Annotated in this window: 20 protein-coding genes and 1 pseudogene; 3 read left to right on the top strand and 18 right to left on the bottom strand. The window is 46.7% G+C overall.

Translation table 11 applies throughout. The annotated features are described in order from the left end of the window. Positions 1-162: 162 nt before the first annotated feature. Positions 163-1704, bottom strand: coding sequence for a sensor histidine kinase (locus BN1360_RS13970; protein WP_068780462.1), 1542 nt, complete (start codon positions 1702-1704; stop codon positions 163-165). After that, positions 1705-2391 (bottom strand): response regulator transcription factor, encoded by a 687-nt coding sequence (locus BN1360_RS13965; RefSeq protein WP_068780461.1) that lies wholly within the window; start codon positions 2389-2391, stop codon positions 1705-1707. It lies immediately after the preceding gene. 432 nt (positions 2392-2823) lie between these two features. Between BN1360_RS13965 and BN1360_RS13960 the strand changes: the two genes are divergently transcribed. Continuing rightward, positions 2824-3222 (top strand): RidA family protein, encoded by a 399-nt coding sequence (locus tag BN1360_RS13960; RefSeq protein ID WP_068780460.1) that lies wholly within the window; start codon positions 2824-2826, stop codon positions 3220-3222. 106 nt (positions 3223-3328) lie between these two features. On the opposite strand, the gene BN1360_RS13955 is transcribed toward BN1360_RS13960, so the two are convergent. The 10 genes and pseudogenes from BN1360_RS13955 to BN1360_RS13905 form a co-directional block, all read right to left on the bottom strand. After that, complete coding sequence (locus BN1360_RS13955) at positions 3329-4333, bottom strand: PHP domain-containing protein (protein ID WP_068780459.1); 1005 nt, start codon at positions 4331-4333, stop codon at positions 3329-3331. A gap of 19 nt (positions 4334-4352) precedes the next feature. After that, complete coding sequence (locus BN1360_RS13950; protein WP_068780458.1) at positions 4353-5174, bottom strand: alkaline phosphatase family protein; 822 nt, start codon at positions 5172-5174, stop codon at positions 4353-4355. A 2-nt stretch (positions 5175-5176) separates the two neighbouring features. Continuing rightward, positions 5177-5974 carry a DeoR/GlpR family DNA-binding transcription regulator gene (locus BN1360_RS13945; RefSeq protein WP_068780457.1) on the bottom strand — a complete coding sequence of 266 codons (798 nt, stop codon included), beginning with the start codon at positions 5972-5974 and terminating at the stop codon, positions 5177-5179. Between the two features lie 5 nt (positions 5975-5979). Continuing rightward, positions 5980-7023, bottom strand: a complete 1044-nt coding sequence (locus tag BN1360_RS13940; protein WP_068780456.1) for an ABC transporter ATP-binding protein — start codon at positions 7021-7023, stop codon at positions 5980-5982. Beyond that, complete coding sequence (locus tag BN1360_RS13935) at positions 7020-7829, bottom strand: ABC transporter permease (RefSeq protein ID WP_068780455.1); 810 nt, start codon at positions 7827-7829, stop codon at positions 7020-7022. The genes BN1360_RS13940 and BN1360_RS13935 overlap by 4 nt, the downstream gene beginning before the upstream one ends. Further along, complete coding sequence (locus BN1360_RS13930; RefSeq protein ID WP_068780454.1) at positions 7829-8749, bottom strand: ABC transporter permease; 921 nt, start codon at positions 8747-8749, stop codon at positions 7829-7831. The genes BN1360_RS13935 and BN1360_RS13930 overlap by 1 nt, the downstream gene beginning before the upstream one ends. 77 nt (positions 8750-8826) lie before the next feature. Next, a complete protein-coding gene (locus BN1360_RS13925) occupies positions 8827-9951 on the bottom strand; it encodes an ABC transporter substrate-binding protein (RefSeq protein ID WP_068780453.1) in 1125 nt (374 codons plus the stop codon). Positions 9952-10269: 318 nt separating this feature from the next. After that, positions 10270-10581 carry a tautomerase family protein gene (locus BN1360_RS13920; protein WP_229521002.1) on the bottom strand — a complete coding sequence of 104 codons (312 nt, stop codon included), beginning with the start codon at positions 10579-10581 and terminating at the stop codon, positions 10270-10272. A 150-nt stretch (positions 10582-10731) separates the two neighbouring features. Continuing rightward, positions 10732-11537, bottom strand: a pseudogene (locus BN1360_RS25970) (nitroreductase family protein). A 598-nt stretch (positions 11538-12135) separates the two neighbouring features. Further along, positions 12136-12378 carry a hypothetical protein gene (locus BN1360_RS13905; protein ID WP_068780450.1) on the bottom strand — a complete coding sequence of 81 codons (243 nt, stop codon included), beginning with the start codon at positions 12376-12378 and terminating at the stop codon, positions 12136-12138. A gap of 171 nt (positions 12379-12549) precedes the next feature. Between BN1360_RS13905 and BN1360_RS13900 the strand changes: the two genes are divergently transcribed. Next, on the top strand, positions 12550-12834 hold the full coding sequence (locus BN1360_RS13900; protein WP_068780449.1) for a DUF3784 domain-containing protein: 285 nt from the start codon (positions 12550-12552) through the stop codon (positions 12832-12834). Positions 12835-13257: 423 nt separating this feature from the next. On the opposite strand, the gene BN1360_RS13895 is transcribed toward BN1360_RS13900, so the two are convergent. Together BN1360_RS13895 and BN1360_RS13890 are read right to left on the bottom strand one after the other, a co-directional pair. Further along, positions 13258-15840, bottom strand: coding sequence for a M60 family metallopeptidase (locus BN1360_RS13895; protein WP_068780448.1), 2583 nt, complete (start codon positions 15838-15840; stop codon positions 13258-13260). Positions 15841-17031: 1191 nt separating this feature from the next. Further along, complete coding sequence (locus tag BN1360_RS13890; RefSeq protein WP_068780447.1) at positions 17032-18273, bottom strand: helix-turn-helix domain-containing protein; 1242 nt, start codon at positions 18271-18273, stop codon at positions 17032-17034. A 126-nt stretch (positions 18274-18399) separates the two neighbouring features. On the opposite strand from BN1360_RS13890, the gene BN1360_RS13885 reads away from it, so the two are divergent. Then, positions 18400-20844, top strand: a complete 2445-nt coding sequence (locus BN1360_RS13885) for a glycoside hydrolase family 2 TIM barrel-domain containing protein (RefSeq protein WP_068780446.1) — start codon at positions 18400-18402, stop codon at positions 20842-20844. Between the two features lie 134 nt (positions 20845-20978). Here BN1360_RS13885 and BN1360_RS25965 read toward each other — a convergent pair whose 3' ends face one another. From BN1360_RS25965 to gap, 4 genes are all read right to left on the bottom strand, one after another. After that, positions 20979-21302, bottom strand: coding sequence for a hypothetical protein (locus BN1360_RS25965; RefSeq protein WP_229521001.1), 324 nt, complete (start codon positions 21300-21302; stop codon positions 20979-20981). 378 nt (positions 21303-21680) lie between these two features. Next, positions 21681-21896, bottom strand: coding sequence for a hypothetical protein (locus tag BN1360_RS13875; protein WP_068780444.1), 216 nt, complete (start codon positions 21894-21896; stop codon positions 21681-21683). Beyond that, the gene (locus tag BN1360_RS13870; RefSeq protein ID WP_068780443.1) at positions 21893-22177 is read right to left on the bottom strand and encodes a hypothetical protein; all 285 of its coding nucleotides are present in this window, start codon (positions 22175-22177) and stop codon (positions 21893-21895) included. Before BN1360_RS13870 ends, BN1360_RS13875 begins: the two co-directional genes overlap by 4 nt. A gap of 438 nt (positions 22178-22615) precedes the next feature. Continuing rightward, positions 22616-23617, bottom strand: a complete 1002-nt coding sequence (gap, locus tag BN1360_RS13865) for a type I glyceraldehyde-3-phosphate dehydrogenase (protein ID WP_068780442.1) — start codon at positions 23615-23617, stop codon at positions 22616-22618. Positions 23618-23633: the final 16 nt, after the last annotated feature.

Below are 23633 nucleotides of genomic sequence, written 5' to 3'. Positions count from 1 at the left end.
GGCCGCTTGTTCCGGTTGGGTCTGCTTCATCTGCTGCAAGCTCCCCCATGGCCCTTAGTATAGAGAGACAATATTTCGTAAAAATATCTGGCTTGTAACGAACTTGTAAACAATCTTTAAATCGGTATTTGGGGTAAATCACGTCGAAAAGCCCGGATGATCTTATTCATTCCGAGCTTCGCCTTCGTTAGTTTGTGTATATTTTATTCCTTCCGAACCGGAAGCATGCAGTGGAAGTTCCACCGTGAACCGCGACCCGTCCGGTCCCGTCTCGGCAAGCTGTACCGTTCCCCCTTGCTTCTCAGCCAGATTGCGTACCAGAGGTAACCCAAGTCCTGTTCCACCGCTGGCTCTTGATCGGTCTTTGCTAACTGTATAGAACGGATCGAAAATACGCAGTACGGCTTCCTCCGGAATACCGATTCCTGTATCAGAGATTTCGATGACCATCCGCGGTGTCCCGTTTTCTGGCGCTGTAATGTAGTTAAGCAAGTGGACTTGTCCGCCTGGGCGGTTATATTTTACCGCGTTGTCCAGTAAATTAAGCATAATGTGCATCACGTTTTCTGGATCGGCCCATACCTCTCCTGCAGCAAGCGAAGTATGGATCGTGACCCCGCAGCTGTTCGCTTTTCCTTGCAGCCGAGCCACAGCTTCCTCCAGCAGAGGTCGCAGCGGAATCGCCTCCGCTTGAGTCTCAAACTCGTAAACATCCATCGCCGACAGCTGCAACGCTTTCTCTACAAGCCCATACAGCCGCTGTGCTTCCACATGGATACGCCTTCCGGCATCGTCCAACAGAGCGGGATCATCACGGTACATATTTAACAGATCGGCGTACGCAATGATCGAGGTTAACGGCGTTTTCAGCTCATGGCTAATATTGCCGATGAACTGCTTCTGCTGCTGCTCCAGCTCCCGCAGTCGTCCCACCGTATCAAGCAGTTTCTGCTTCTCTTCATGCAAAGCATCAACTGACGCAGAGATGTTTTGGCTCATCTCAAAGATTCCTTGGGCCAACTCTCCCAGCTCATCCTTTCTGATTACCGAAAGCGCCGATAGATAATCGCCTTGCCCGATTTGCGAGGCCGCCCTGTTCAACCGACTAATGACATTGACCTGGCGCCGGACATAGACGTAACCGATTAGAAAACCGACCCCAAGCACAGTGGCCCCGGCCAGAAGAAACAACCGGCGAATTCGCGCATAAAAAGCATTTTGCTCAGCAAGCGAGGCATGGAACTGTAACGTGCCCAGACGCTGCTCGGCATTGTATAGCGGAGCAAGAAACAATAGCTGATCCCCTTCGGTAAGGTACGCCGATTGCCCTTGGGCTGTAAAACGCAGTGCATCCTGCACGTCGGCCCGGGGCTGAAACGGCAGCGAGGTACCGGCAAAGGTGCCGTCCACCGTATACAGCGTCACTGCCATACCGCTTTGCGCTCCCAAATCCACGGCCAGCCGTTGACCTGTCTGCTTCATGAACTGGTCCGGCTGCATCCTGCCTCCGGTCAAATATTCCTCCCGCACATGCAAATTGGCGGCTTCTGCTTGCCGGGTAAAAGACTGCTCCAGCAGGGTTCGCTGGTTCTCTCGAATGCCGCTCAACACCAGCACGCTCAGGCAGGTCACGACAAACACGAGCAATAAGGCGAGCAGCAAAGAAATTTTCCCTTTCAGGCCTAGCCGAAATTTGCCGAGCATCTAGGGTAACTCCGTACTTTTATATCCGATTCCGTAAACGGTCTGAATGATGCCGTGGAGACTGCCCAGCTTTTTGCGCAGACGCTGTATATGGATGTCCACGGTGCGGGTGCCACCCGCAAAATCCATATCCCATACCTTCTCCAGCAGCACTTCCCGTGAATAGACCCGTCCCGGATTGCGCATCAGCAAGACTAGCAGATCAAATTCCTTAGGCGTCAAATCAAGCAGTTCCCCTTGAATGGACACCGTGCGGCTAAATATCTCTGCAGTCAAATCCCCCAGTCTCAGTACATCCTCCTGCTCCTGCTGTATTTGCTGTGCATAACCTCCCCGGCGTGACAGAGCCTTAACTCGGGCCAGCAGCTCCCGCATATCAAAAGGTTTGGTCATGTAATCGTCAGCGCCCAGCTCCAGTCCCAGTACTTTGTCGACGATATCATCTTTGACCGTCAGCAATAGAATCGCCGGCCGAGGTTGTCCGTCAAGCTTGCGGCATACCTCATAACCGCTTACACGAGGCATCATGACATCGAGCACCATAACTGTAGGCCGGAACGTCTCCACCTTGTCCAGAGCCTCCTGACCGTCCGCGGCTATCTCCACCTCATAACCTTCCCTGCGCAGCGCATAAGCAACCGCCGATCGAATGCTGCTCTCGTCATCCACCACAAGTATTTTGATCATGAACATCTCCTTGCATGGTTTTGTACCAGTATTATATCAACAAGAAGAAACGGTTGCACCGTCCTTGATAAAGGATGGCCGATCAAGGCCGCCGGAACCAGATTACCCGTACCTGATACAGGTTCAGCATATATAATGATTTTCTATAAGGAGTCACTTCGAGAAGGAAAACCAACGGGAGGAATTAAAGAAAAGTCTCGGCATTGACACCAAATTTTAGTTCCAATATAATACTTGTCATATTTATCGCTTCGCATTTATTAAGAAAGGGGTGTTCAATCTATGAAGAAAAGATCTTTAACGTTTATATCTTCTGGATATGGATACTCTACCGCTGTTTTTTTCTAGAATTCATTTTCACGGGTGAAGTGTGTCCAAAAATGAATGAATAAAATAGCAGAACATTCTTATTTTGCGGAGGTGCTTTTTAAAATGGAAAATACCAAAATTACTCGGAAAAACCCTGAGGGTATGTATAGTCCGGTTGGCAACTACACTCATATTACCAAAATCCCGAGAAATTCTGAGCTGTATGTTACTTCTGGGCAAATTGGGGTAGACGAAAATGGCAACATCCCCGATAACATGAATGAACAAATCAAGAATACTTTTAATAATATCCAAAGCGTGTTGCAAGCTGAGGAGCTGACATCAGAGCATATTATCAAAGTAAATATATGGGCGACCCAAAAAATAGACTGGGCTTACCTAGATAAAAAATGGGAGCAACTATTTGATCATGATTATCCAGCGATGACGATCGGCTATGTTTCTGAATTAGGACTACCGGAAATTAAAATAGAAATTGAAGTATGGGCAGCTAAAGTTTAAATGAGACTTGAAACCCCTCACGTAAATGTAATATTTTACGTGAGGGGTTTTTATCAATAGGTAACGAAATTTTATAATTTAAGTGCGGTCAAAGGGGGACTTGATGCTATGATCCATTTATGGGTACCAGCAACCGCTTCCCGTCTCTAAAGGCTACGAGCTCTTTATAACCCATACGTTCAGCATCCGCTCTGGCCTGATCCAACAGCATCCCGATATCATCCGGAAAATGCGCGTCCGAGGACAAAGTAAGCGGAACCTTATATTCAGCAAGCACAGAGAGAAATAACGGACTCGGGCAGCTCTCCTCGATCGGGTAGCGGTAAGCAAGTCCAGTATTAATCTCGGTAATGACCCCGCTCTGTACTATTTCCTTCGCCAGCATTCGGTAATAAGGAAGCAGCTCCTTCTCGTCAACCGGCCGGAATCCGAATACTTTAAGGTTATCGGGATGGGCGATAATATGAAACAACCCGGACACGCAAGCCTGCCTCATCAGCTCGTAATAGTGCTTATAGGTTTGCACCGGGTCTCTACCCTCAAATTCATGCCGCGTCTCAGGATTGTCAAACCCCCATCCATCCAAAAAATGAACGGAACCTATAACGTAATCCCATTTGGACCCTGCGAGAATTTCCCTCAGTTCCTGTTCTCCACCCGGAAAAAAATCGGCTTCGATTCCCAGGGCAAGATCCGGTCTTGAGGCCTTTGCCTCCGTTACGAAGCGAACGAATTCGGGGAGCGACGCCACGCAAACCTGGTCCAGCCATGCTTGCTGCATTCTCCCGACAGGGCTGTCGTCCAGCAGCATATGTCTCTCATAATACGGCCGACATTCGCGAAACCGGTATAAATGATCTACTACGCCGAACTGTCCGATCCCTCTTTTACGCCCCGTATTCAGAAAGCGATCCAGCCATTCCTCATTATAGCAACCCTGCTGCATTCTGTGTGACAGGAGCTTGGTCATTTCCTCCCCATATTGCAGCGTATGATGACCTAATGAGGCATCCCGTTCAGGCTCCGTAGAAGCAAGCGCCTGCAAAGTGCGGGATAGCCAGCGCAGCGAATAGGGTCCCTCTTCCAGATGAAAATGCATATCTACCTTCACTCGTCATATCCCCCTTGATCTAATCCCATGCCAGCATGGCTTCCGAAGTATTAATCCCCAAATAATGGCACATTAACGGTGCCAAATGCAGCTGTGATATTGCCCATGTCTGATCCGGCATTAAGGAAGGCGAAGGCAACTCGCCAAACACATAAAGCGGAACATTCCGCTCTTCGGGCTCGGTTCCTCCATGATGACCCATCGCATTCATCCCATGATCGGCTGTGACCACCACCTGATATCCCTGTGATCTCCACACAGGAACCAAGGTTGCCAATATTCCGTCTGCAACACGTACAGAACCGGCATATTCCTTGCTTTCCCCTCCGTGCTTATGGCCAATGTCGTCGATATTCATAGAATGAATATATAAAAAATGCGGATCATAAGTCGATCTTAAATGTTCGGCATCTATAAACAGGTGACTGTCGGGATAGTGATCCTCGAAATAGAACATCCCGTGCTGAATCGGTCTGCTGTCATCATGCTGATGTCGGTCTGCGACAGGGTTAAACGGAGCGATGTTATAAAGCTCGCTCACCCAATGATACGCTGCCGCAGCAGTCCTTAATCCGGCTTCACGCGCGAGATGGAACACGCTCTGTTCACGACTTAACCTTGCAATATGATTCGCCGTAATTCCGTTTCTCGCCACGTGCGTGCCAGTCAGCAGTACTTCGTACAACGGACGCGAGAGACTTGGCAGCTGGGATTGAACCCGATAGCAGTTCATTTCGCCTTGCTCAACAAGATGCTCCATATATCCCAAATATTTGCGGGCGGCATCGTATCTTAATCCATCCAGTACAACAACGATAAGCTTGGCTTCTGCTTGCAACATCCCTAATCCCCTCTTTTCTTAGCTTCAATCCAGCGGATACGGCAGCTTTTAAGCCCTTGCAGCCATTCCTTAGGCGGAGCAATATCGCTAACAATGGTATGAACTCTATGCATTGGCACAATTTCAATGAATCCTTCCTTATCCAGCTTGGAGCCGTCGGCCAATACGATAGTCTGGGAAGCTGCATCTATCATCCTGCGCGACATCCCGGTCTCGTTCGGATCATAGTCGCTGATGCCCCTTTTCAAGGACATGCCTCCAACAGAGATAAACGCTTTATCTACACGAAATTGGCAGAGAATTTGCTCTCCCAGCGTCCCGGACATAGATTGCTGCTCCGGATTCATTTCGCCTCCGACTACATAAATCTTCCCGGAGAACCTTCCGCTGTTCAAGGAGTCCATTAAATGATAAGCAACGGCAAGCGAGTTGGTCAGAATCGTCAGTCGCTCGCGTCCATGTATAGCCTTAGCCAGCTCAAGCGTCGTCGTTCCTACGTCAACCGCAATGGTATCGCCGGATTCAATAAGTTCCGCAGCCACGCGCCCGATCCGCTCCTTCTCTTCCGCATTCACCATTTGGCGCTGCAAATAGGGAGGCTCGAAGCTGGTCATTTTCGTCAGAACCGCTCCCCCGTATACCCGCTTGGCAAGGCCTTCCTTTTCCAGGAGTACAAGATCACGTCGAATCGTCTCCTCTGAGACAGTAAAATAAGTCGACAAGTCAGGAACCTTTACCTGACCCTGCTGCTTCAGTTGCTCGATAATCACTTTCTTACGCTGTTCGGATGAAATGGACAAATATTTTATGCTCCTTCCTTCTCTAAGTGCAGCAATTGAGCATGATCCAGGGCAAGATTCACGGGACTCCGCTCTTGAATTCTCAAGGATCGGCCATCATTAAGCGTATCTACTATCAGCCTTACACCGGCGGCATCGATGGCATATCGGATAATATTGCCGAGGATGGATATCGAATGGACAGTACCTTCTACGACTTGCTTACCTTCACGCGAAACTTCGCTTAATAAGTCCGGACTTACCAGTATTAGCGCTTCGGGCCGAATGGCGAAGCTCTCAGCATCCCCATTGACCTTACCGAATAATCGCAATACCTCGGGACGAGTCAACACGTTATAGCTTCCCATAAACTGCGCAACAAACTCTGTGCGCGGAATCGCATACAGCTCTTCCGGAGCACCCTGCTGGACGATGCTTCCCTTATTCATCAGGCATACCCGGTCGGATAAGATCAACGCCTCCTCCTGGTCATGGGTCACAAAGATCGTCGTTATATTGAACTTCTTCTGAATCTCACGGATTTCCGTCCGCAGGTTTTTTCGAATTCTCGCATCCAAAGCACTAAGTGGCTCATCCAACAGAAGAACCTTAGGCTGAACTGCAAGTGAACGTGCAAGCGCGACGCGCTGCTGTTGACCACCCGACAGTTGCTGAGGATACGCGTCCCGTTTTTCTCCAAGATCAATAAGCTCCAGCAGTTCAGCCGATCTTTTACGTCTTGCTTCCTTGGAGACTCCTCTCATTTTCATTCCGTACTCTATATTTTCACTGACCGACAAATTCGGAAACAAGGCGTAGGATTGAAATACCATGCCGATCTCGCGGCTGCGGGGTGGCAGGCTTACAATGTCCTTGCTATCGAGTAAAATATGTCCGCCATCCAGATCCGTCAGGCCGGCGATACAGCGCAGCAGCGTACTTTTTCCACAGCCGGATGGACCCAGCAGCGTAACAAGTTCTCCCTCACGAATATCCAAATTGACATTATGAAGCACCGTGGTATCCCCGAATTGCTTGCGGATACCTTCAAGTCTCAAATATGGTTTCATCCTGATATCCCCTTATTCACTTTTTTGCCAAGCTTCATTAGGATCATAGACAGCACCAGAATAAACAAAAAGTAGGAAATCGCAATGGCGCTAGCCAGATGTCCGCTTTCGTTGACCCTTTGATACAAATAAACCTGAATCGTCTGAATATGCCCGCCAACCAACATGTTTGTTAGAACAAATTCACCAAATAATACGGAGAAAGATAACAAGGTAGATGTGATAATCCCTGGCCAAATATTGGGTACAATTACGGTTGTAAATGCCTTCAATCGACTGGCACCTAACATTTCAGCCGAATTAACCAGTTCAACGGCAGACACCGTTAACAGACTGTTGCGAATCCCCTGGTACATGTAAGGCAATATAATAATGAAGTACGCGCCGATCAAAATATACGCTGTACCTGCAATAGGAATCGGCCCAGAGGAATAGGCCCGAATCAGCCCTACCGCTGCAACGACGCCGGGTACGGCATAAGGAAGGACAACGATTCCCTTCATGAACCTCTCCAGCCCGGGCAGATAGACAGTAATAATAAACACGGCTGGCAGCATCACGGCGAGGCTCAGCGCCACACTAATGATACAGAGATATAGCGAGGTCCACAGGGCCTCCATAAACCTGACGTCCTGAAGCATTTCCTTGAACCATGCCAACGTCCAGCTCTCCGGTAAGATCGTTGCCTGCCACTCCTTCGCGAACGCATAAATAAACGTAACAAGCAAAGGAAGAAGCAAATAAACCATCAAGATTAGCATTAGTGACAGATGCCCCCAGCCTGCCTTCTTTCTATGGGTCTCCATTACAGTTCCTCCTTCACTGCCGAGGACTTCAGCTTGGTAAATATTCGTAAGCTCCTGGTATTGTTTGAGGTAAATCCGGATTGAAGCATCTTGGATCGCTGTGTCATTTTATGATTAAGATACACCGCTAGCAGCGTCGATAAAGCCAATATAACTGCGAGTGCATTGCCTAGCTGTGGTTCATTGACCACGTCTCCTGCGACCAATGATCCTATCCGGACTGCAAGCAAATTGTAATTTCCGCCAACCAGGGCATAGGCAGTTGCATATGCTCCCATCCCGTTAGCGAACAAAATTCCCAATGTACCGAAAACAGCAGGCGTCAGAATAGGCAATCCGATCGTTCTCCAAAACTGCCATTTGCTTGCACCTAACAGGGAAGCCGCCTCCTTCCACTGCTCCCGGATCCCGTAAAAGGAAGGGTACAATAGCAATAAAGCAAGGGGCACCTGAAAGTACACGTAAACCAACACAAGTCCTGCCCAGCTATATAAATTGAAATCGGCGAACACGCTCCAGCCCCACTGCTTAAAGAGCAACGTAAATACCCCATTGCTGCCAAGCAGAATAATATAAGCAAACGCAAGCGGAACACCAGCAAAATTCGACGTCATATTAGACAGCATTAACAACCGATCCCGCATCCTTGGCGAGAATCGAGTAATCGAATAAGCACAAATCAGCCCGGCTACAATCCCAATCACACTGGAAAAAATGGAAATCAGCAAACTGTTCTTAATAGCTTTCAAATAAAATTCGCTATGGATAATCCGTGAATAATAATCAAGCGTAAAACCTGAACCGTTCCCTTGACTAATGCTTCCCGTCAACATTGACAGGATTGGAGCTAATTGAAACAGCACGATCATCACTACAAAAGGAACTAACCCTAGTAAGAACCATCGATTACTACGCTTCACGCCCTCACTCTCCTTCTTGTAAAAAAGGGGCGTCGTTCATCAGATGACGAAGACGCCCCACCTTTTAGGCATGCTCATTAATTCATATAAACAAGTACGCGTTCCTGCCAAAGCTGCGGAAGAGTCTTCGCGGTTTCTTCCCACACCTTGTAATCGTTAACCGGCTTCACGTTGGTATAGGCCTCTGCTGGTAAAAGCTTGGCGGCTACCTCGTCAGGAAGCTGTACGCTGTTGCGGATCGGTCTTGCATAACCTTTAGCCAGGTTAATCTGGCCATCGTCGCTTAGAATATATTCGCGGGCAAGCTTGGCGGCATTCGGATGGGGAGCATATTTATTAATGATCGTTGCATAGCCGCTTACAACGCTGCCCTCTTTAGGTATAGCTACGCTAAATTTATCCGCACCCAATTGATCCTTGTAGTTGAGAGCGTTAAAGTCCCATAGCAATGTAACTTGAACCTCGCCCTTCTCTATGTTAGCCAGTGAAGCTTCTGCATTGGACAGACGCCCCTTCTTCGCAAGCTCTTCAAAGTAAGCTATTCCCGGTTCGATGTTCGATTCATCGCCGCCATAAGCCATTGCGGCCGCTAATACAGCCATTTGCGCTTGCGCTGCCTTTGTTACATCGCCAACAATGATTTTATAGTCGCCGTTCTTGAGATCCTCCCAGCTTTGCGGAGCTGATTGAACAAGCTGTGTATTCGTAAAGATTGAGATAGAGCCCTGGTAGCCGACTAGCCAGTGGCCCTCGCTATCCTTAGCCCAGTCGGGAATTTCATCCCAATAGGAGGTTTTATAGGGTTGCGTGACCCCCTTATCAATCGCTACCGATCCGAAGGCTATACCTACATCACCGATGTCGGCAGTAGGCTTGTCCTTCTCCGCCTCGAATTTGGCGATTTCCTCCGCGCTCGACATATCTGTATCTGTGTGTGTAAGAGAGTATTTGCTCTTAAGATCCTCCCATGTCCCCTTCCAGTTCGCCCAGGAATCCGGCATGCCGACGCTTACGACAGCGCCTTCTTCCTTCGCCTTTACTTCCAGATCAGTCACTGAAATTTCTTCCGTTGCAGGAGTAGCGCTCGCGTTTCCGCTTGTAGTTGCTTCTTTGCTGTCCGAACCTCCACAAGCTGCCAGCATTAAAACAAATAAGCTTAGAACAAGACCCAATGCTAATTCTTTTTTTAACCAAGGTTTCATGTTTTTATCGCACTCCCTGTGAATTAATGTGGGTTCATGATATATTTGCGTTGTTTTCAACCCTCTTAAAGTATAGAAACTGACTGTTTGCGCGGGATTAACTGAAGGGGTTAAATTTATTAATTGCCGGTAAAAGTAGCTGGTTTTGTACGGGTAGCATAAAAAGAGTGTTAAAAGAGAGGCCGATTGTGTTGTAGAAGCATGAGATTGAAGCAAGCCTGAATTTATTGGACATATGAAAAGGTTTCCAATTTGCCAAGATAAGCAAATCAGAAACCTTCTCTGTTACTTATTCTATTAGAAACGTGTTTTCAGGAATCACTCCGTCCCCATCTTCCCGGATCCATCACCATATTTCGTAGAATGAAGTGAGCCGCCAGTCGCCCAACTATCCCTCTCATACTCATCGAAAATGACTGTTACCCATTCTTCTTTCACGTTTAATATCTCGGCCGATGCTTTAGTAATTATTTCGACAAGCTGTTGTTTTTGCTGAATGTTCCGCCCCTTAGCCATCTTTATGTTAATAATAGGCATCGAACAACGGCTCCCTCCGTCCGCAAATTGTTCCCTGGTGTTACCCAGAAATCCCAGATCGGTAACTAAAAAGAATATCTTTAATCGCTTCATTGCCCTTCGACTCTCCCGTCTTCTGTGGGTTGTTTTCTCAAATTATCAACCACCTTATCCGGCAAGCAGCTCATATCTGCTTATTGTTTATCCGTGAGACACTCCAACATATCATTTTCCAGATTATGATATAGCTCATAATCGCATGGCTTATAGAGGGAGCAAGTCAAAACGCCTGATGAAATTTCTACGTTTATTAGTACGATATTTAGCAGGGATCTCTGCGCTTTTCGCGGGATTAATATTTAAACTAATGCCATAGATACATCCTGCTCTTTCGGGCGGATCAGGCCTAATCACAGGGATTGGCGAGAAGCCTTCCTCCTGCAAGGCGAGAACCGCATGACAGACAGCGATCCCAATATCGAACCAATGTAAGTTTTTAAGCAAAGTATTGTCGATGAGGCCACCTTTTCTGCAATAGAAATCAATGCACCCTTCTTTGCATGCGAGATACCAAGGCTGCCTGTTTCGCGCACTTGGCGCCAGCCGCACAGCTTCAACCAGAGGAAGCTCCGGCCTGTTTGATATTTCCTCCGGCTGCTTACGGTCAAATTGGCTTATACTCATGCGAACGGGACTCTCCTTAGCCATCCCAAATACAAGGCTAACTCTATATGGAAACCCTTGTTTTGCTTCTCTGTTGCTCTTACCGTGGAGCTCCATTGCGCCCCCATCCCATTCGTTTGGATGAACAAGTCCATTTGCTGCAGCATGAATGCCAGATTGATGAAGGAAGTTGCCTGATTTTTCGCGTAAGCTGCTATTTTCATCGTGTTTCCCTTATGGCGCTGAATTTCAAATACCGACTGTTCTAATGATAAAAGGGGAACAACCTCCTGCATGAAAACCCGGAGACCGTAGAGTTTATCTGTAGAAATAAGGCTATCACTATAGCGTCGAGTGGACTGCCGCTTAAAAATAGCAGGATATATCGAGCCATTTAAAGATTTCATATATCCGTACCTTCTTTCACATAGTAACTTCATTAGTATGTGGTCGTTTCTAGGATCGAAATAATAAGCATTTTTATAAAGTCTTAGTCCTGTCTAAATTAGAATCGTTTGTTCTCGTTCTTTATAACCATCCTCCGCTTGAATAGTGATCTCATCGTATAATCCCAATATTCAATTATCAGCAAATAAATCTTAAAGCCCTCTTTGATCCTGCCGAGAGGCAATGTTACCAATGAGCTTATTATTGATCTCAATTACGCTATCGAGTGGGGTTTGAGGAAACGGGAAGTTGTTCATCTTAAATCCGTAAAAGGAAACCGTCAAGGCCGAGCGCAGTGCACGCAGATTAGCCTTGACGGTTTTTTTATTGTAGGGTTCTTAGCGCTGTACTGAAGCTATTAAAGTGAATTAGTGTTCACTTGGATGATCATTTCTTATAGATTTAGGTTTCATTCCCCAAAATACAACACTCATCAAAACCACAACGAGCAGACATACAAACATGGAGGCCAAAATCCTATATCAATGCCAAACCATACTGTTGTGTGAAAGAGACGCATCCATAGTTCTGTGTAGTTCATTGCAAAGCTCCTTTCTATTAAAGAAGATCACCGTAATGCCGTACATAGGCTTTCTTCAAACTTATAGCCAACACCATATATAAGATGATGCACGGAATTAGATAGGCAAAGTATGCAGCCGGCAGCGGAATAAATCCGAGAATTGTCCCAAAAGCGGTAAACGGAATGATAGTCAGCACTGCAATGCCGGTAAAAGTGAGTAGTGTAAGCGGAGCGGAAGCACGGCTTTGTATAAATGGAAGCTTCGGTGTACGAATCATATGAATGACCAGGGTCTGGCTCGACTCGACAAACCATCCGGCATGAAACAGCCACTGAGATTCTGTGATTGAATATGACAGAAATCATCCCCTAATCACCCATGAATTTAATTAGACCATCGTTATGTTTTCCCTATCAGATGGCATTACCGTAGGATTCCTTTACGGAGTATGCCACTGGAGAAGCATAGTAGCGATAGCTTTTTTTATGTGCTTTTCCAGCCAATTTTAGAAATATTCAAAACAGATAGGAGAGTGAATGGCTATGAACTTGCATTATGTTATTTTCGGATTGATTTTCTGGGAATAGGCATAGCCTTTTTCATTGGGCTGGGTTCAAACTGGATTGAGGAATGGAGCAAAATGCCGAAGGAAGAAAAAAGCAAAATAAGGATAGATGCACTTAGTAAAAATATGGGGTGCGATCACATCCCCTACGGTCATATTATTTTGTAAATAATATATCCTTTTTTCGCGGGTATTTAATATGGTAGAAAGTAAGTAGTTCATGGATATTTGTTAAACTAATCTGCCCGTTGATTGAGAAAAAGCAGTCGACAAAAAGCCGGCTGCCTCTTTAAGTCTTCATTGAGCTATCGTTTCCCGTTAGTCCAATCCCGAAATCCTAAATACTTCAATTGGTTCATACGGATTTTAAATGAAGATTCCCTTTGACTATACACATAATAAAATAAGGAGAAAAATTCATGAAAGTATTGGGAATCTTTGTGTTTTTCCTTTTCTTATCTATTTTTCTTAGTGTATTAATAAATATTCTTTTGGATAAGCTCCCTCAAGCGTTGAACCATTTATTAAACCGTTTACTCGCACCCGGCCCGCTGCTCATGACAAAGCCGCTAAATGATCAACGAGCTTCGACTATCCTTTTTCAGGCACAAAGCCTTGATCTGTAATCGTATATGTCTGCGTCTTGGCTGTGTTCGGAGCAAGCTTTGTGCCATTGTCATAGACGATAAAGCGGAAAGGCTCCTCATGTGTAATCTGAATGACATCCCCATATTCGAAGGCCCCTTTGTTCAAAGCGTCTACGAAAGCCGCTGGGGTGTCGGTGCCTTTGGCTGAAGCCTGAAACTTTACAACTGCTGTGTTCTTATCCAATACTTTGACCGAGTAGTAAGTTTCTGAAAAGTAATAATGGATGGAGGTACTGCGTTTTGGTGTGCTAGCCAAAATCGTTTTGGACGTATGGTCTAGCGTCAGCGTCGCGCTGTTCCAGTCACTAAGTCCTTGGAAAACCAGGCTATCGCCGTATACGACCTGAACCGGTACGTTGATAATGCTCGTGTCACCCAGCAGTTCATCTTGAAGCTTCACCTTGGCGTTCGTGTTACCGACAACCGTCGTGTCCAGCTCTGTAATCCCAACGATGCGGGTATTCGGAGATAGGTTCGTCACCCATGCCTGAAAATTTGTGATTTGTTCCTTGTTGACCCCGATCTCCACAGTCTGTGGTACGGCAACTCCGGTAGGCAAGCTTCTTGGCACAAAGCCTTGGGTTGTGATTGTATATGTCTGGGTCTTGGCTGTATTCGGCGCAAGCTTCGTGGCATTATCATAAACTAGAAAACGCGACGGCTCTTCATGCGTAATCTGAATGACATCCCCGTATTCGAAAGCTGCATTGTTCAGAGCGTCTACGAAGGCGGCCGGGGTGTCGGTGCCTTTGGCTGAAGCCTGTAGCTTAGGCTCGTCTGAGTTCTTAGGGAATATTTTGACCGTATAATAAGGTTCTGTGAAGTAACTATGGATGGTTGATTCCCGGTTCGGCGTACTGGCGAGAAGCGTTTGGGACGTATGATCCAAAGTCAGCGCAGCGCTGTTCCAATCACCGAGCCCCTGGAAAATCATCGTATCTCCGGTAACGACCTGAATCGGGACCTGGATGCCGTTGACATTCCCGGCAGTATCCTCAATCGTGACCAGAGCGGTTGAAGCGCCCAACTGCTGGGATTTCAGAAAAACATCCGTGACGTGCACATCCTCCGCAAGGCCGGATAGCCACTGATTCAAATTGGTGATCTGGGCTTTCCCCTGACCTAACTCGACTTGTTGCGGAATTGGTACGCCTGAGGGAACACGGTACGGCTGAACGATATTCTCTACCAGCGGATTCGCATCACGGCCTAACCAAATCTGTTTGGTTAACGACGGCAAAGCCGCTACAGCATCCCGCGTTTCCTGTGAAGACTGGATGCCCCACTGTTCAAAAAACGGGACTAGATTGCGATTGGCCACTTTGGACGATATCATTATGAACAGCTGTTTTTTTTCGTCGTCGTTTTTCGGTTGAAGCTCGTCGGGCAGAATTCGGTACTGTTGATGAAGCTGTGGATAAAAGTGCTCCCCAAAGGCCAAATCCAACTGCCAGAACAAAGCCAACTTCGTGAAATCATCATTGAGGCTGTCAAAATTCTTTTGATTCGCCGGTTGATTCAAATAGGAAAATACATCGTTATATACCTTGTCCATTTCCAGGCGGGAGGGTATGCCCAACTTCCTCTGTACGGACAAGCTACTCACGTTCACGGTGACTTCGGACAAAGCGTCCCATGTCCAAGGATTTTGCTGACGCTGATGCCCTTGTTCATGCCAAGGCCCCCAGCCATCGTTCAAAAGCGTATTCACATCCAGAATTTTGTTAACCACATCGGGGATATAGGACGTATAGTAATCGGTCGCATACATATATTCATTAGGCTCTGGATGAATATTTTCAACAAAATGAATATAGTGAGGATCTGCTTTCGCCACACCGGTATACTCTAGCCCAACGCCTGAAACCGAATCTTCCATGGCAATAATCTCGTCATGCTTCTGCATGAGCGGCGCCGGATTTTTACCTGATAGATACTGCCGGGCTTTGCCGGAGGAGACGGTTATGAGAGAGCGATTTCCTTTAAGCTCTACGGCATAGGCATTGGGGTACTGCTGCAGCATATTGTCCCAATCGGTCTGTGTCGTCTGTCCTAAGACAAAGAGTGGAATTGGCGTTCCCCCGTTAGTAACCGTCAGGTCCACGCTTCCACTAGTGTTCTCATTACTGAAATACAGGACTCCGCCTCGTATACTCAAAATGGAATTGGCGCCAGGTTGAAGCGTAAACTTATCGGGAGGCGATTCCCACGTACGGTCATAGCCGTAAGTGCCGATGTAAGCTTTAACCGCCTGGAGACCTTGCACATCAACGGTCAGCGTTTCATTTGGGCTGGCATAGAAGCCTGTTGGCTCAAACTGGCTGAAATGAAAGCGTCTACGCTGGACGTCTGTAAAGTCCTTTACCTTTCCTTTCCCCACCAAATGGAATGTTCGGTTGGGAACCGTTACGCTGGACGAATCTTGCGAATCCGTAGAACTTGCTGCAGACGCAGTTGGCCAGTTTGTTGCTGAAGGAATGAGTAGTGCGGCGGCCAGGATAAACAATAGTGCTTTGCTTTTGTTCATTAATTCTTCTCCCTTGTCGTTTGCAATATATTAACATCCCAAAGGTGTTATTTTTATTTATCGTATAAGCTACCTTCCTGGGTAATAGTTCTATCAGCTTAATTTGTACCATAGGAAATAAGCCGGGAATCGTTCGCAATCATCTTTAATCACCGGCAGCATCAATATATCGCAAAGCGTTTCCGGTTCCGTTGCTGACTATGACGCGCCAGCTTCTGTTATCGCCGTCTCCCCTGCATCCAACCATCGTTTTGATCCGTCGCGTTCTCCATACGTATACGTATCCGGGCCGAGAAATCAATACAAACGCAATGTAGAAGCGATTCGGCTGCTCAAGCACTTGGATACCGGGCAGCGGCAAGCCACACCCGAGGAACAACAAGTATTAGCAAGCTATGTCGGCTGGGGCAGCCTGGCGAATGCGTTTCATCCCAAGCTGTCGGCTAGTAAAAGGAATATACAGAGTAAAAACAATTGCTAGACGAAAATGAATATGCAATTGACCGCAAATCCACAATCACAGCATTCTATACGGAACAAGCGATCATCTAGAATCAGGTAGGTCAGCAGGCAAGCTGGCCAAATGATCTCAGATTTAGAACAGTTGGTTTTATTATTATGACAGCTTTTTCAGACAAAATTAAACAACCTCAGTACGGTGGAATTACCATAGAGGCTGCTTAGGACGTTTTTATGCAGTCTACTTTTTTTAAACAAATCTCCTTCACCTCAGACCCTTTCAACCGCAGCAAGCAGCTGATTATTAATAAGCCCGGTCTGAAATTGCCAGACAGTCCGGGTTCGAGGCTGCCTGAAGTCTTTCGATCAGCAGAAGGTGTTCGACCGCATCCTCGGTGTAGTCTCAATAATTGTTGTCCTACGCTCGACGTGGCGGCCCCCCTTATTGGTTATTTATATAGGATTTCGACGCCAACAGCACCTATATTCAAATAAAAAACGCCCGGATTCTCCCTATAAAAGAAAGGGAATTTTACGGACGCACTTCGCCACTCACAATAGTAAATTGCTTTTTAATTTATACCCTAATTTGGAGCCGTTTAAGAAAAACTATTCAATTTTCCATTCAAATGATCTCCACGTGCCTAATATCCAATGATTTATATGGTTTTGCATTATCCACCCTCGGATGAAATGGCCCAATGGAAAGGCGAGCCGCAGCCCTTCCCACCTCTATTTATTGGAATGCCTATTTCGATATTGCTTGGGTGTCATGCCTACATGTTTCTTAAACACTTTGAGGAAATGAGCCTGATCGTAAAAACTTAGTCGCGACCCAATCGCCGAGATCGTCTCGCCGGTAGAATCGAGCAGTTTCTTAGCTTCTCCAATCCGTTCTTTCTGAATATAGTTCGTCAAGGTCATGCCGGTTTCTCTCTTGAACAATTGGGACAAGTAGTCGGCATTCAGTCCGGTTATCTCAGACAGTTGCTGCGTTGAAAAGCTTTCAAACAGGTGATTATAAATGTATTCCCTGCAGTTGCGAATCGGTTTGGAAAAGCTTACTTTACGGCTTTGTCCTGCAAGGTCGGCAAGGTCAAGCATCGTTTGGATCATGGCCGCTTCCACGGCTTTCGCTTCGTTTAGTTCCTCGATTTGCTGAATACGCAAATCTCCCAATGTGTATGCCCTCTCCTCGAACACACCTCCTTCAATCGCAGCCCGCACGCTAAGCGTAATGGCTCCAATAGCCAAGTTCTTCAAGTTCCGGAGCTGACTCCGCTTAGCAAGAACTCCGGCTTCTTCGTATGTCGTTTCGGCAAGCAATTGCAATAGCTCGGACCTTTCCCCTCGTCGAATCAAGTCGAGAAGACTCTTCTCTTTATCCACCCCCATATGGGAAAGCGAAAACTCCCGTCGATCTGCAAGCTCCTTTTCCACATAGTCCTTGGGCCAGTTCGGCAGATCATACTGCAAACTGGATTCGAATATGTCCTTGACATCCAAAGCTTCATGGTTGATCACCCAGTGCGCCAGTACACATATATGAAGCAGTCTGAACCTATTGACGACCGGGAGACTGCGCCAATACCTATTCCAACGCGCCTTCTCTTGGAAGGATACACCGTAATCGTTTATGAGCTTGGCAAGGACATCGCTATCCGGGCGTTCCTGGATCATAGGACCAATGATAGCACCCCCCTGCCGCCTTCCGTCACGATAGATCGGGAGAATGATGAACTGCTCCCGAAAGTCGGTAACGCGAACAATAGGGTACTTCAAATTCGTATCCTGAGCGATCACGGCACTGAACAACTCATTCGCTCCGGAAAACAAAGGATGAGTATATTCAGAACTCCACAACAATTCGCCGTGAGAAGCTCCATCCATTCTATAATAAACCGGAAGCTGCATGCTTATATGAATTTGTTTGCATAAATCAACCCAACGGGTCTGCTCATTAACTTCTTTCATAAGACACCTCGATTTCATACCAATTATATAAGTATTTTACCATAATCAATAGATAACCTATGGAATAATTAAGGTTATGAAAGCGCTCTACTTCCTTTTATACTAATTAGAAACGGCGGTGTAAAAATGGCGAGAACGAGCTTCAATGATCATTGGCAGTTTTGGAAAGAGGGTCAGACCGAAGTTAAAGAGGTAGATTTGCCTCATGACGCAATGATATGGGAACAACGCGACCCCCATTGCGATAATGCGCACAATTCCGGATTCTATCCGGGCAGCAAGTACTACTATAAGAAAATTTGGAATATCCCCAATCAGTTTGCGGGAAAGCGCCTGACATTGGAATTTGAAGGCGTTTACAGGAACGCGGTTGTCCTGATCAATGGCAAGCAGGCAGCGGAACGGCCTTCCGGTTACACAACGTTCTATGTAGATTGTACTGAATATGTCCGGTACGGTGAAGAAAATGAAGTGCTTGTAATTGCCGACAATAAGGACACGCCCAATGGGAGGTGGTATACCGGCAGTGGAATTTACCGACCCGTAAACCTGATTGTCAAAGATGAACACCACATACACATTAACGGGGTAAAAGTAAAGACATTATCGCACCAGCCACCGCGGATTGAGGTTCGAATAGAACACAGCGGAGGAGGTGTTGTCATCGAAGTTTATTACAAGGGCAAGTTGATGACAAGAGCAAATGGTGATTGTGCAGTTATGGACATCCCGGATGGGAAGCTATGGTCTGATGAAACGCCGGAGCTATACCAATGTAAAGTTATGCTGGAGCATAACGGCAGAATTGTGGATGAGGAATGGGTGGATGTGGGCATCCGCACGCTTTCCTGGAGCACCGACGGTTTTTTGGTCAACGGAAAAGAAACGAAACTGCGGGGAGCTTGTATCCACCATGACAATGGGATACTGGGTGCTTGTGCTTTTGACGATGCGGAAGAGCGTCGTGTACGTCTGCTCAAAAAGGCCGGCTTTAATGCAATTCGGTCCAGTCACAATCCTTGCTCAAGAGCCTTGCTGCAAGCCGCAGACAAGGTCGGCATGTATGTGATGGATGAGTTCAGTGATGTGTGGGTTGTGCACAAACAAAAGAACGATTACGCTTCCGACTTTGACAAATGGTATATGGAGGATCTGCGCGCCATGGTTGTGCGCGATTATAATCATCCGTCGGTGGTCATGTATTCGATTGGTAACGAAATCGGAGAAGTATGGGAAGAGCGAGGCATCCAGTTAACCAAAGAGATGACCGAGGTTTGCCATAGACTGGACGACTCACGACCGGTTACCTGCGGCACCAACTTAATGCTCGCAAACATGGCAATGAAAGGAATCGGAGTATTCAAGGTTGTCGATGTGGATGACAAGAAGAGACCTGCCAAGCCTGATAAAAAGAAGTTCAAACTGGTAGCCAGCGAGTTCTACAATATCCTGATAAACATCATGGGCGGCATGATGGATAGACAAAGTAAAAAGAAAAATTGTGATAAAGCTACCGCCGAACACTTTTCTCATCTGGATATTTGCGGATATAATTACGGCACCATCCGTTACGCCAATGAACCTCGGCTTCATCCAGAACGGATCATCGTAGGAAGCGAGACACGTCCGCCCAATATTATGGAAAACTGGCGCGCCACCATGAACAATAAGTATATCATTGGCGATTTCATGTGGGTCGGCTGGGATTATCTAGGCGAGGCTGGCATTGGTGCGATCGCTTATTCCAGTCGCAGTCCAAGCGGTTGGCTGTTGAAGAAGTACCCCTATCTTTTAGCAGATGCCGGTGTCATCGATATTTGCGGCTGGTTCCGGCCGGAGGTGTGGTTGAACCGCGTTGCGTGGGGAACGATTGGTAATAACCCTTATATCGGGGTTGAACCGGTTACTCATGCTAAGGAGAAAGTCATCCGTTCGATGTGGCGCAAGTCCGATGCGGTGCACAGCTGGTCCTGGCATGGCTATGAAGGTTCTCCGGCCAAAATCGTCGTTTATTCCAGAGCTAAGACCGTGGAACTGCTGCTGAACGGCAAATCGCTTGGAAAGAAGCCGATAAAGGAAGGTGCCGCGTTGTTCAAAACGAAGTACCTGCCTGGTGAATTGGTGGCCGTGAATTATGACGCTAACGGGAAAGAACTGGGCAAAAATCACTTGAGAACGGGCGGGAAAGACATCAAACTGACTCTTGATCCTGAAAAAACAGTGCTTCGCGCCAATGGGCAGGACCTGTGCTATGTGAACATTTACCTTACCGACGGCCATGGTGAAATTCTGCCCGCCACCGATCGATCCGTGCACGTGCAGGTCAGCGGAGCCGGGCAGCTTCTTGCTATCGGCTCCGCCAATCCTTACACGGAGGAAGGCTTTGTGTCCGGTAATCATCAAACGTATTACGGGCGAGCTTTAGCTGTCATACGAGTAGGTCGTAATGCAGGCCTTATCCAGGTCACGATCAGCGCAGATGGAGTTGAAGATAAGACGATTGCAATTGATGTATTTGACGCGGTAGAAGTGCAGTATTCTGGAATTCCGGGGGATGGAACTCTTTGTTGACTTTAACTAGATTTGATCCGGAGCCGTTGATCAGCCGCTCCGGACTACTTCGAAAGTTTGAGTAGGCAGCCGGGGTTAGAACGTAATGGAGCCACCCGTTCACACCGCCGGAGTAGCTGCCGTTCCCCATTATCTCATAATATTCCATAATCCATAAATTTACATTTCAGACGTTCAGCCAGTAATTGGTCGGGCAGAGGATTACGGTGAGTATTTTCCAAGTAAATATGCTTTTCCGTATCTGGACTCGTATTCAATTTTTTATGCAGCTCAATCAATAACTTCTGTTGATAATAGGATGTGTTATCGGCTATATCTCTGGATCCGTTAATATAGCTTACCGTAACCACGATTCCTACGAGAATCGTCACGATTAAAGCAAATCCGAAAAAGAAAACAACGTCGATTCTGAATACTTTAAATGGATTTTTGAACAATTTCGATTCTCCTTCGTTCATGATTTATGAATAATGAATGAAAAGAAGCTGCGAAAGTTCGCAGCTTTTAGATTATGAACATAAATTATAACCGGAAAATTCCTACTCTAGCTAGAGAAGTTGAACTGTAGCGCCGACGCCTAACCTTTAAGCGCTCCGGCAGCCATGCCTTCGCATATCCCAAGTGTCAAAGCGTCTGTTGCGATGCACAGTGAGTAAATTGCCCGAAGACTTCAAGAACCCACCTCCTTTCTTTGAATTTAAATACTTCGTGATCAAAAGTTGACTTTTAAAACTATCTCTCATAGCAGTCCGTCTTCACCTAGCTTCTTGGCGATACGATCCGCTAACAGCACCAGCATAATGGCAGCACATACGAAATGACATTCGTCCCCGAGCTTAATACCCGGGATACCAAATACCTCCTATCCCTATCTTTCCGATCAGCGCCTGCTCGATCCAATCGATCGGCTCATATCTGTCCAGCGTCGGAATTCCTTTGTCCGTGGAAATGACGTAGTTCGCTCCCTCCAGATAAAAATAGGTAGAGTACACGCCATCGACTCTATGGTTCAAGTTCACCAATTCATTCAGCACCGTAAGGGCGCTGCTCATGTTGCCATAATTCTCTCCAAGCTCGGCATAGGTATCGAAATTGCGGATTCGGTCATAAATATGGGTCGAAGACAGCTTACGGCATCCTGTGCCAGATTATTCAGTGCATTCTCATTCAGTTTCCGGTTCGCATTCAGCCTTGCGAGTGCGGATTCCGCAATCTCAAGTTCGGAATTCCGCAGGATCTGTGCTCCGCTGTACCAGGTCAGAATAGACAACGGAATCGCCATGACGCCGAACAGAATGAGTGCCAGCTGAAGCAGCATCGGAATTCGTTTCATTGCTCAATACCCCTCTTCCCCTTTTTGTAAGCGATTTGATTTTAATTTATATGAACTACTTCAAGTTAATTTAAATATATTTCGCTCCACGTCCTTTTCCAACCATTTTTTCACACAAAAAACGCCTGGATAGATGTCACAAGCGGTGGAGTACGGACTATTACGACAAGAGTAAGTTTGGCGGAGGTTTAAGCCTTTATAATGATGCAGATGGCAGCCAGCAAAGCCATGAATATGAAGAGGATGGCTGCATAATCTGGGAAGCTTGGGCAAGGGCATAGCTATAAGCTGCTTGCAAAGTAAGACAGAGATGGTGTTAGAAAGGAAGAAAGTCCCCCGCTTAGTCGGGGGACTTTTTCTAAGATCTCGACATTCGTCGAAAATAAAAAACAGCGGGTGACAGCTTAACTAATATCAAGGTAAATGACCGTCTTACCATCACAATTCAGCAAGATATTTGGCGGTGCGGATCATTTGGCTAGTAAAGGAGTTTTCGTTATCATACCATGCTGCTATTTTTACCAAAGTATCTGTTCCCAGTTCCATTACATTTGTTTGTGTGGCGTCAAACAAGCTGCCGTAGGTCATGCCAATAATATCAGAGGAAACAAGCTCTTCCTCTGTATATCCGTATTGCTCCGACTGGGATTGCTCCATCTTCTCGTTGACCTGCTCCACAGTTACGGATCCTTTCACGACTACTGTCAATTCTGTCAGAGAGCCAGCCATAACCGGTACCCGTTGTGATACACCATCCAGTTTGCCATCCAAAGAAGGGATGACAAGCCCTATTGCTTTTGCTGCCCCGGTTGACGTTGGAATGATGTTGCCGGCCGCAGCACGCGCACGGCGTAAGTCACCTTTAGCATGAGGGCCATCAAGGGTATTTTGGTCGTTTGTATAAGCATGTATCGTCGTCATAAAACCTTTTTTAATCGGAGAAAGCTCGTTAAGGAAGTAGACCATTGGAGCCAGACAGTTCGTTGTGCAGGATGCGGCCGAAATTATGGTGTCCTCATTAGTTAGCGTGCGTTCATTAACACCAAATACAATAGTAGGAATATCTTTTCCGGCAACGGTGGAGATGACCACTTTTTTTGCGCCTGCCTCAATATGAGCTGTAGATGCTTTTTTTGATGCAAAAAAGCCTGTACACTCCAAAACTAAATCAACCTGCAAATCCTTCCAAGGAAGTTGGCCGGGATCTCTTTCGGCATAAATCGGAATATCCACGCCGTTCACGGTCAAACTGTTATCCCTATAACCAATCTTTTCATTATAATCTCGCTGCGTTGTGTCGTGTTTTAGCAAATGCGCAAGCATCTTTGGACTTGTCAGGTCATTGATAGCAACAATCTGATAGCCTTCTGTACCAAAAAGTTGCCTAAAGGCCAGCCTACCAATTCTGCCAAAACCATTTATTGCAATGTTGATTGCCATATTAATAACCACCTTT

It is taken from the genome of Paenibacillus sp. GM2 (assembly GCF_900069005.2).
In the GTDB taxonomy this organism is placed as follows: Bacteria; Bacillota; Bacilli; order Paenibacillales; family Paenibacillaceae; genus Fontibacillus.
Note: the sequence above shows the minus strand (reverse complement) of the source record. Positions and strands in the feature narration are given on the sequence as shown.

Excerpts from the sequence above, each read along its gene's own strand:
- BN1360_RS13970 (WP_068780462.1), bottom strand. The coding sequence starts at position 1,704 with ATGCTCGGCAAATTTCGGCTAGGCCTGAAAGGGAAAATTTCTTTGCTG.
- BN1360_RS13965 (WP_068780461.1), bottom strand. The coding sequence starts at position 2,391 with ATGATCAAAATACTTGTGGTGGATGACGAGAGCAGCATTCGATCGGCG.
- BN1360_RS13960 (WP_068780460.1), top strand. The coding sequence starts at position 2,824 with ATGGAAAATACCAAAATTACTCGGAAAAACCCTGAGGGTATGTATAGT.
- BN1360_RS13950 (WP_068780458.1), bottom strand. The coding sequence starts at position 5,174 with ATGTTGCAAGCAGAAGCCAAGCTTATCGTTGTTGTACTGGATGGATTA.
- BN1360_RS13940 (WP_068780456.1), bottom strand. The coding sequence starts at position 7,023 with ATGAAACCATATTTGAGACTTGAAGGTATCCGCAAGCAATTCGGGGAT.
- BN1360_RS13935 (WP_068780455.1), bottom strand. The coding sequence starts at position 7,829 with ATGGAGACCCATAGAAAGAAGGCAGGCTGGGGGCATCTGTCACTAATG.
- BN1360_RS13925 (WP_068780453.1), bottom strand. The coding sequence starts at position 9,951 with ATGAAACCTTGGTTAAAAAAAGAATTAGCATTGGGTCTTGTTCTAAGC.
- BN1360_RS13920 (WP_229521002.1), bottom strand. The coding sequence starts at position 10,581 with ATGAAGCGATTAAAGATATTCTTTTTAGTTACCGATCTGGGATTTCTG.
- BN1360_RS13905 (WP_068780450.1), bottom strand. The coding sequence starts at position 12,378 with ATGATTCGTACACCGAAGCTTCCATTTATACAAAGCCGTGCTTCCGCT.
- BN1360_RS13900 (WP_068780449.1), top strand. The coding sequence starts at position 12,550 with ATGCCACTGGAGAAGCATAGTAGCGATAGCTTTTTTTATGTGCTTTTC.
- BN1360_RS13895 (WP_068780448.1), bottom strand. The coding sequence starts at position 15,840 with ATGAACAAAAGCAAAGCACTATTGTTTATCCTGGCCGCCGCACTACTC.
- BN1360_RS13890 (WP_068780447.1), bottom strand. The coding sequence starts at position 18,273 with ATGAAAGAAGTTAATGAGCAGACCCGTTGGGTTGATTTATGCAAACAA.
- BN1360_RS13885 (WP_068780446.1), top strand. The coding sequence starts at position 18,400 with ATGGCGAGAACGAGCTTCAATGATCATTGGCAGTTTTGGAAAGAGGGT.
- BN1360_RS25965 (WP_229521001.1), bottom strand. The coding sequence starts at position 21,302 with ATGAACGAAGGAGAATCGAAATTGTTCAAAAATCCATTTAAAGTATTC.
- BN1360_RS13875 (WP_068780444.1), bottom strand. The coding sequence starts at position 21,896 with ATGAGCAGCGCCCTTACGGTGCTGAATGAATTGGTGAACTTGAACCAT.
- BN1360_RS13870 (WP_068780443.1), bottom strand. The coding sequence starts at position 22,177 with ATGAAACGAATTCCGATGCTGCTTCAGCTGGCACTCATTCTGTTCGGC.
- gap (WP_068780442.1), bottom strand. The coding sequence starts at position 23,617 with ATGGCAATCAACATTGCAATAAATGGTTTTGGCAGAATTGGTAGGCTG.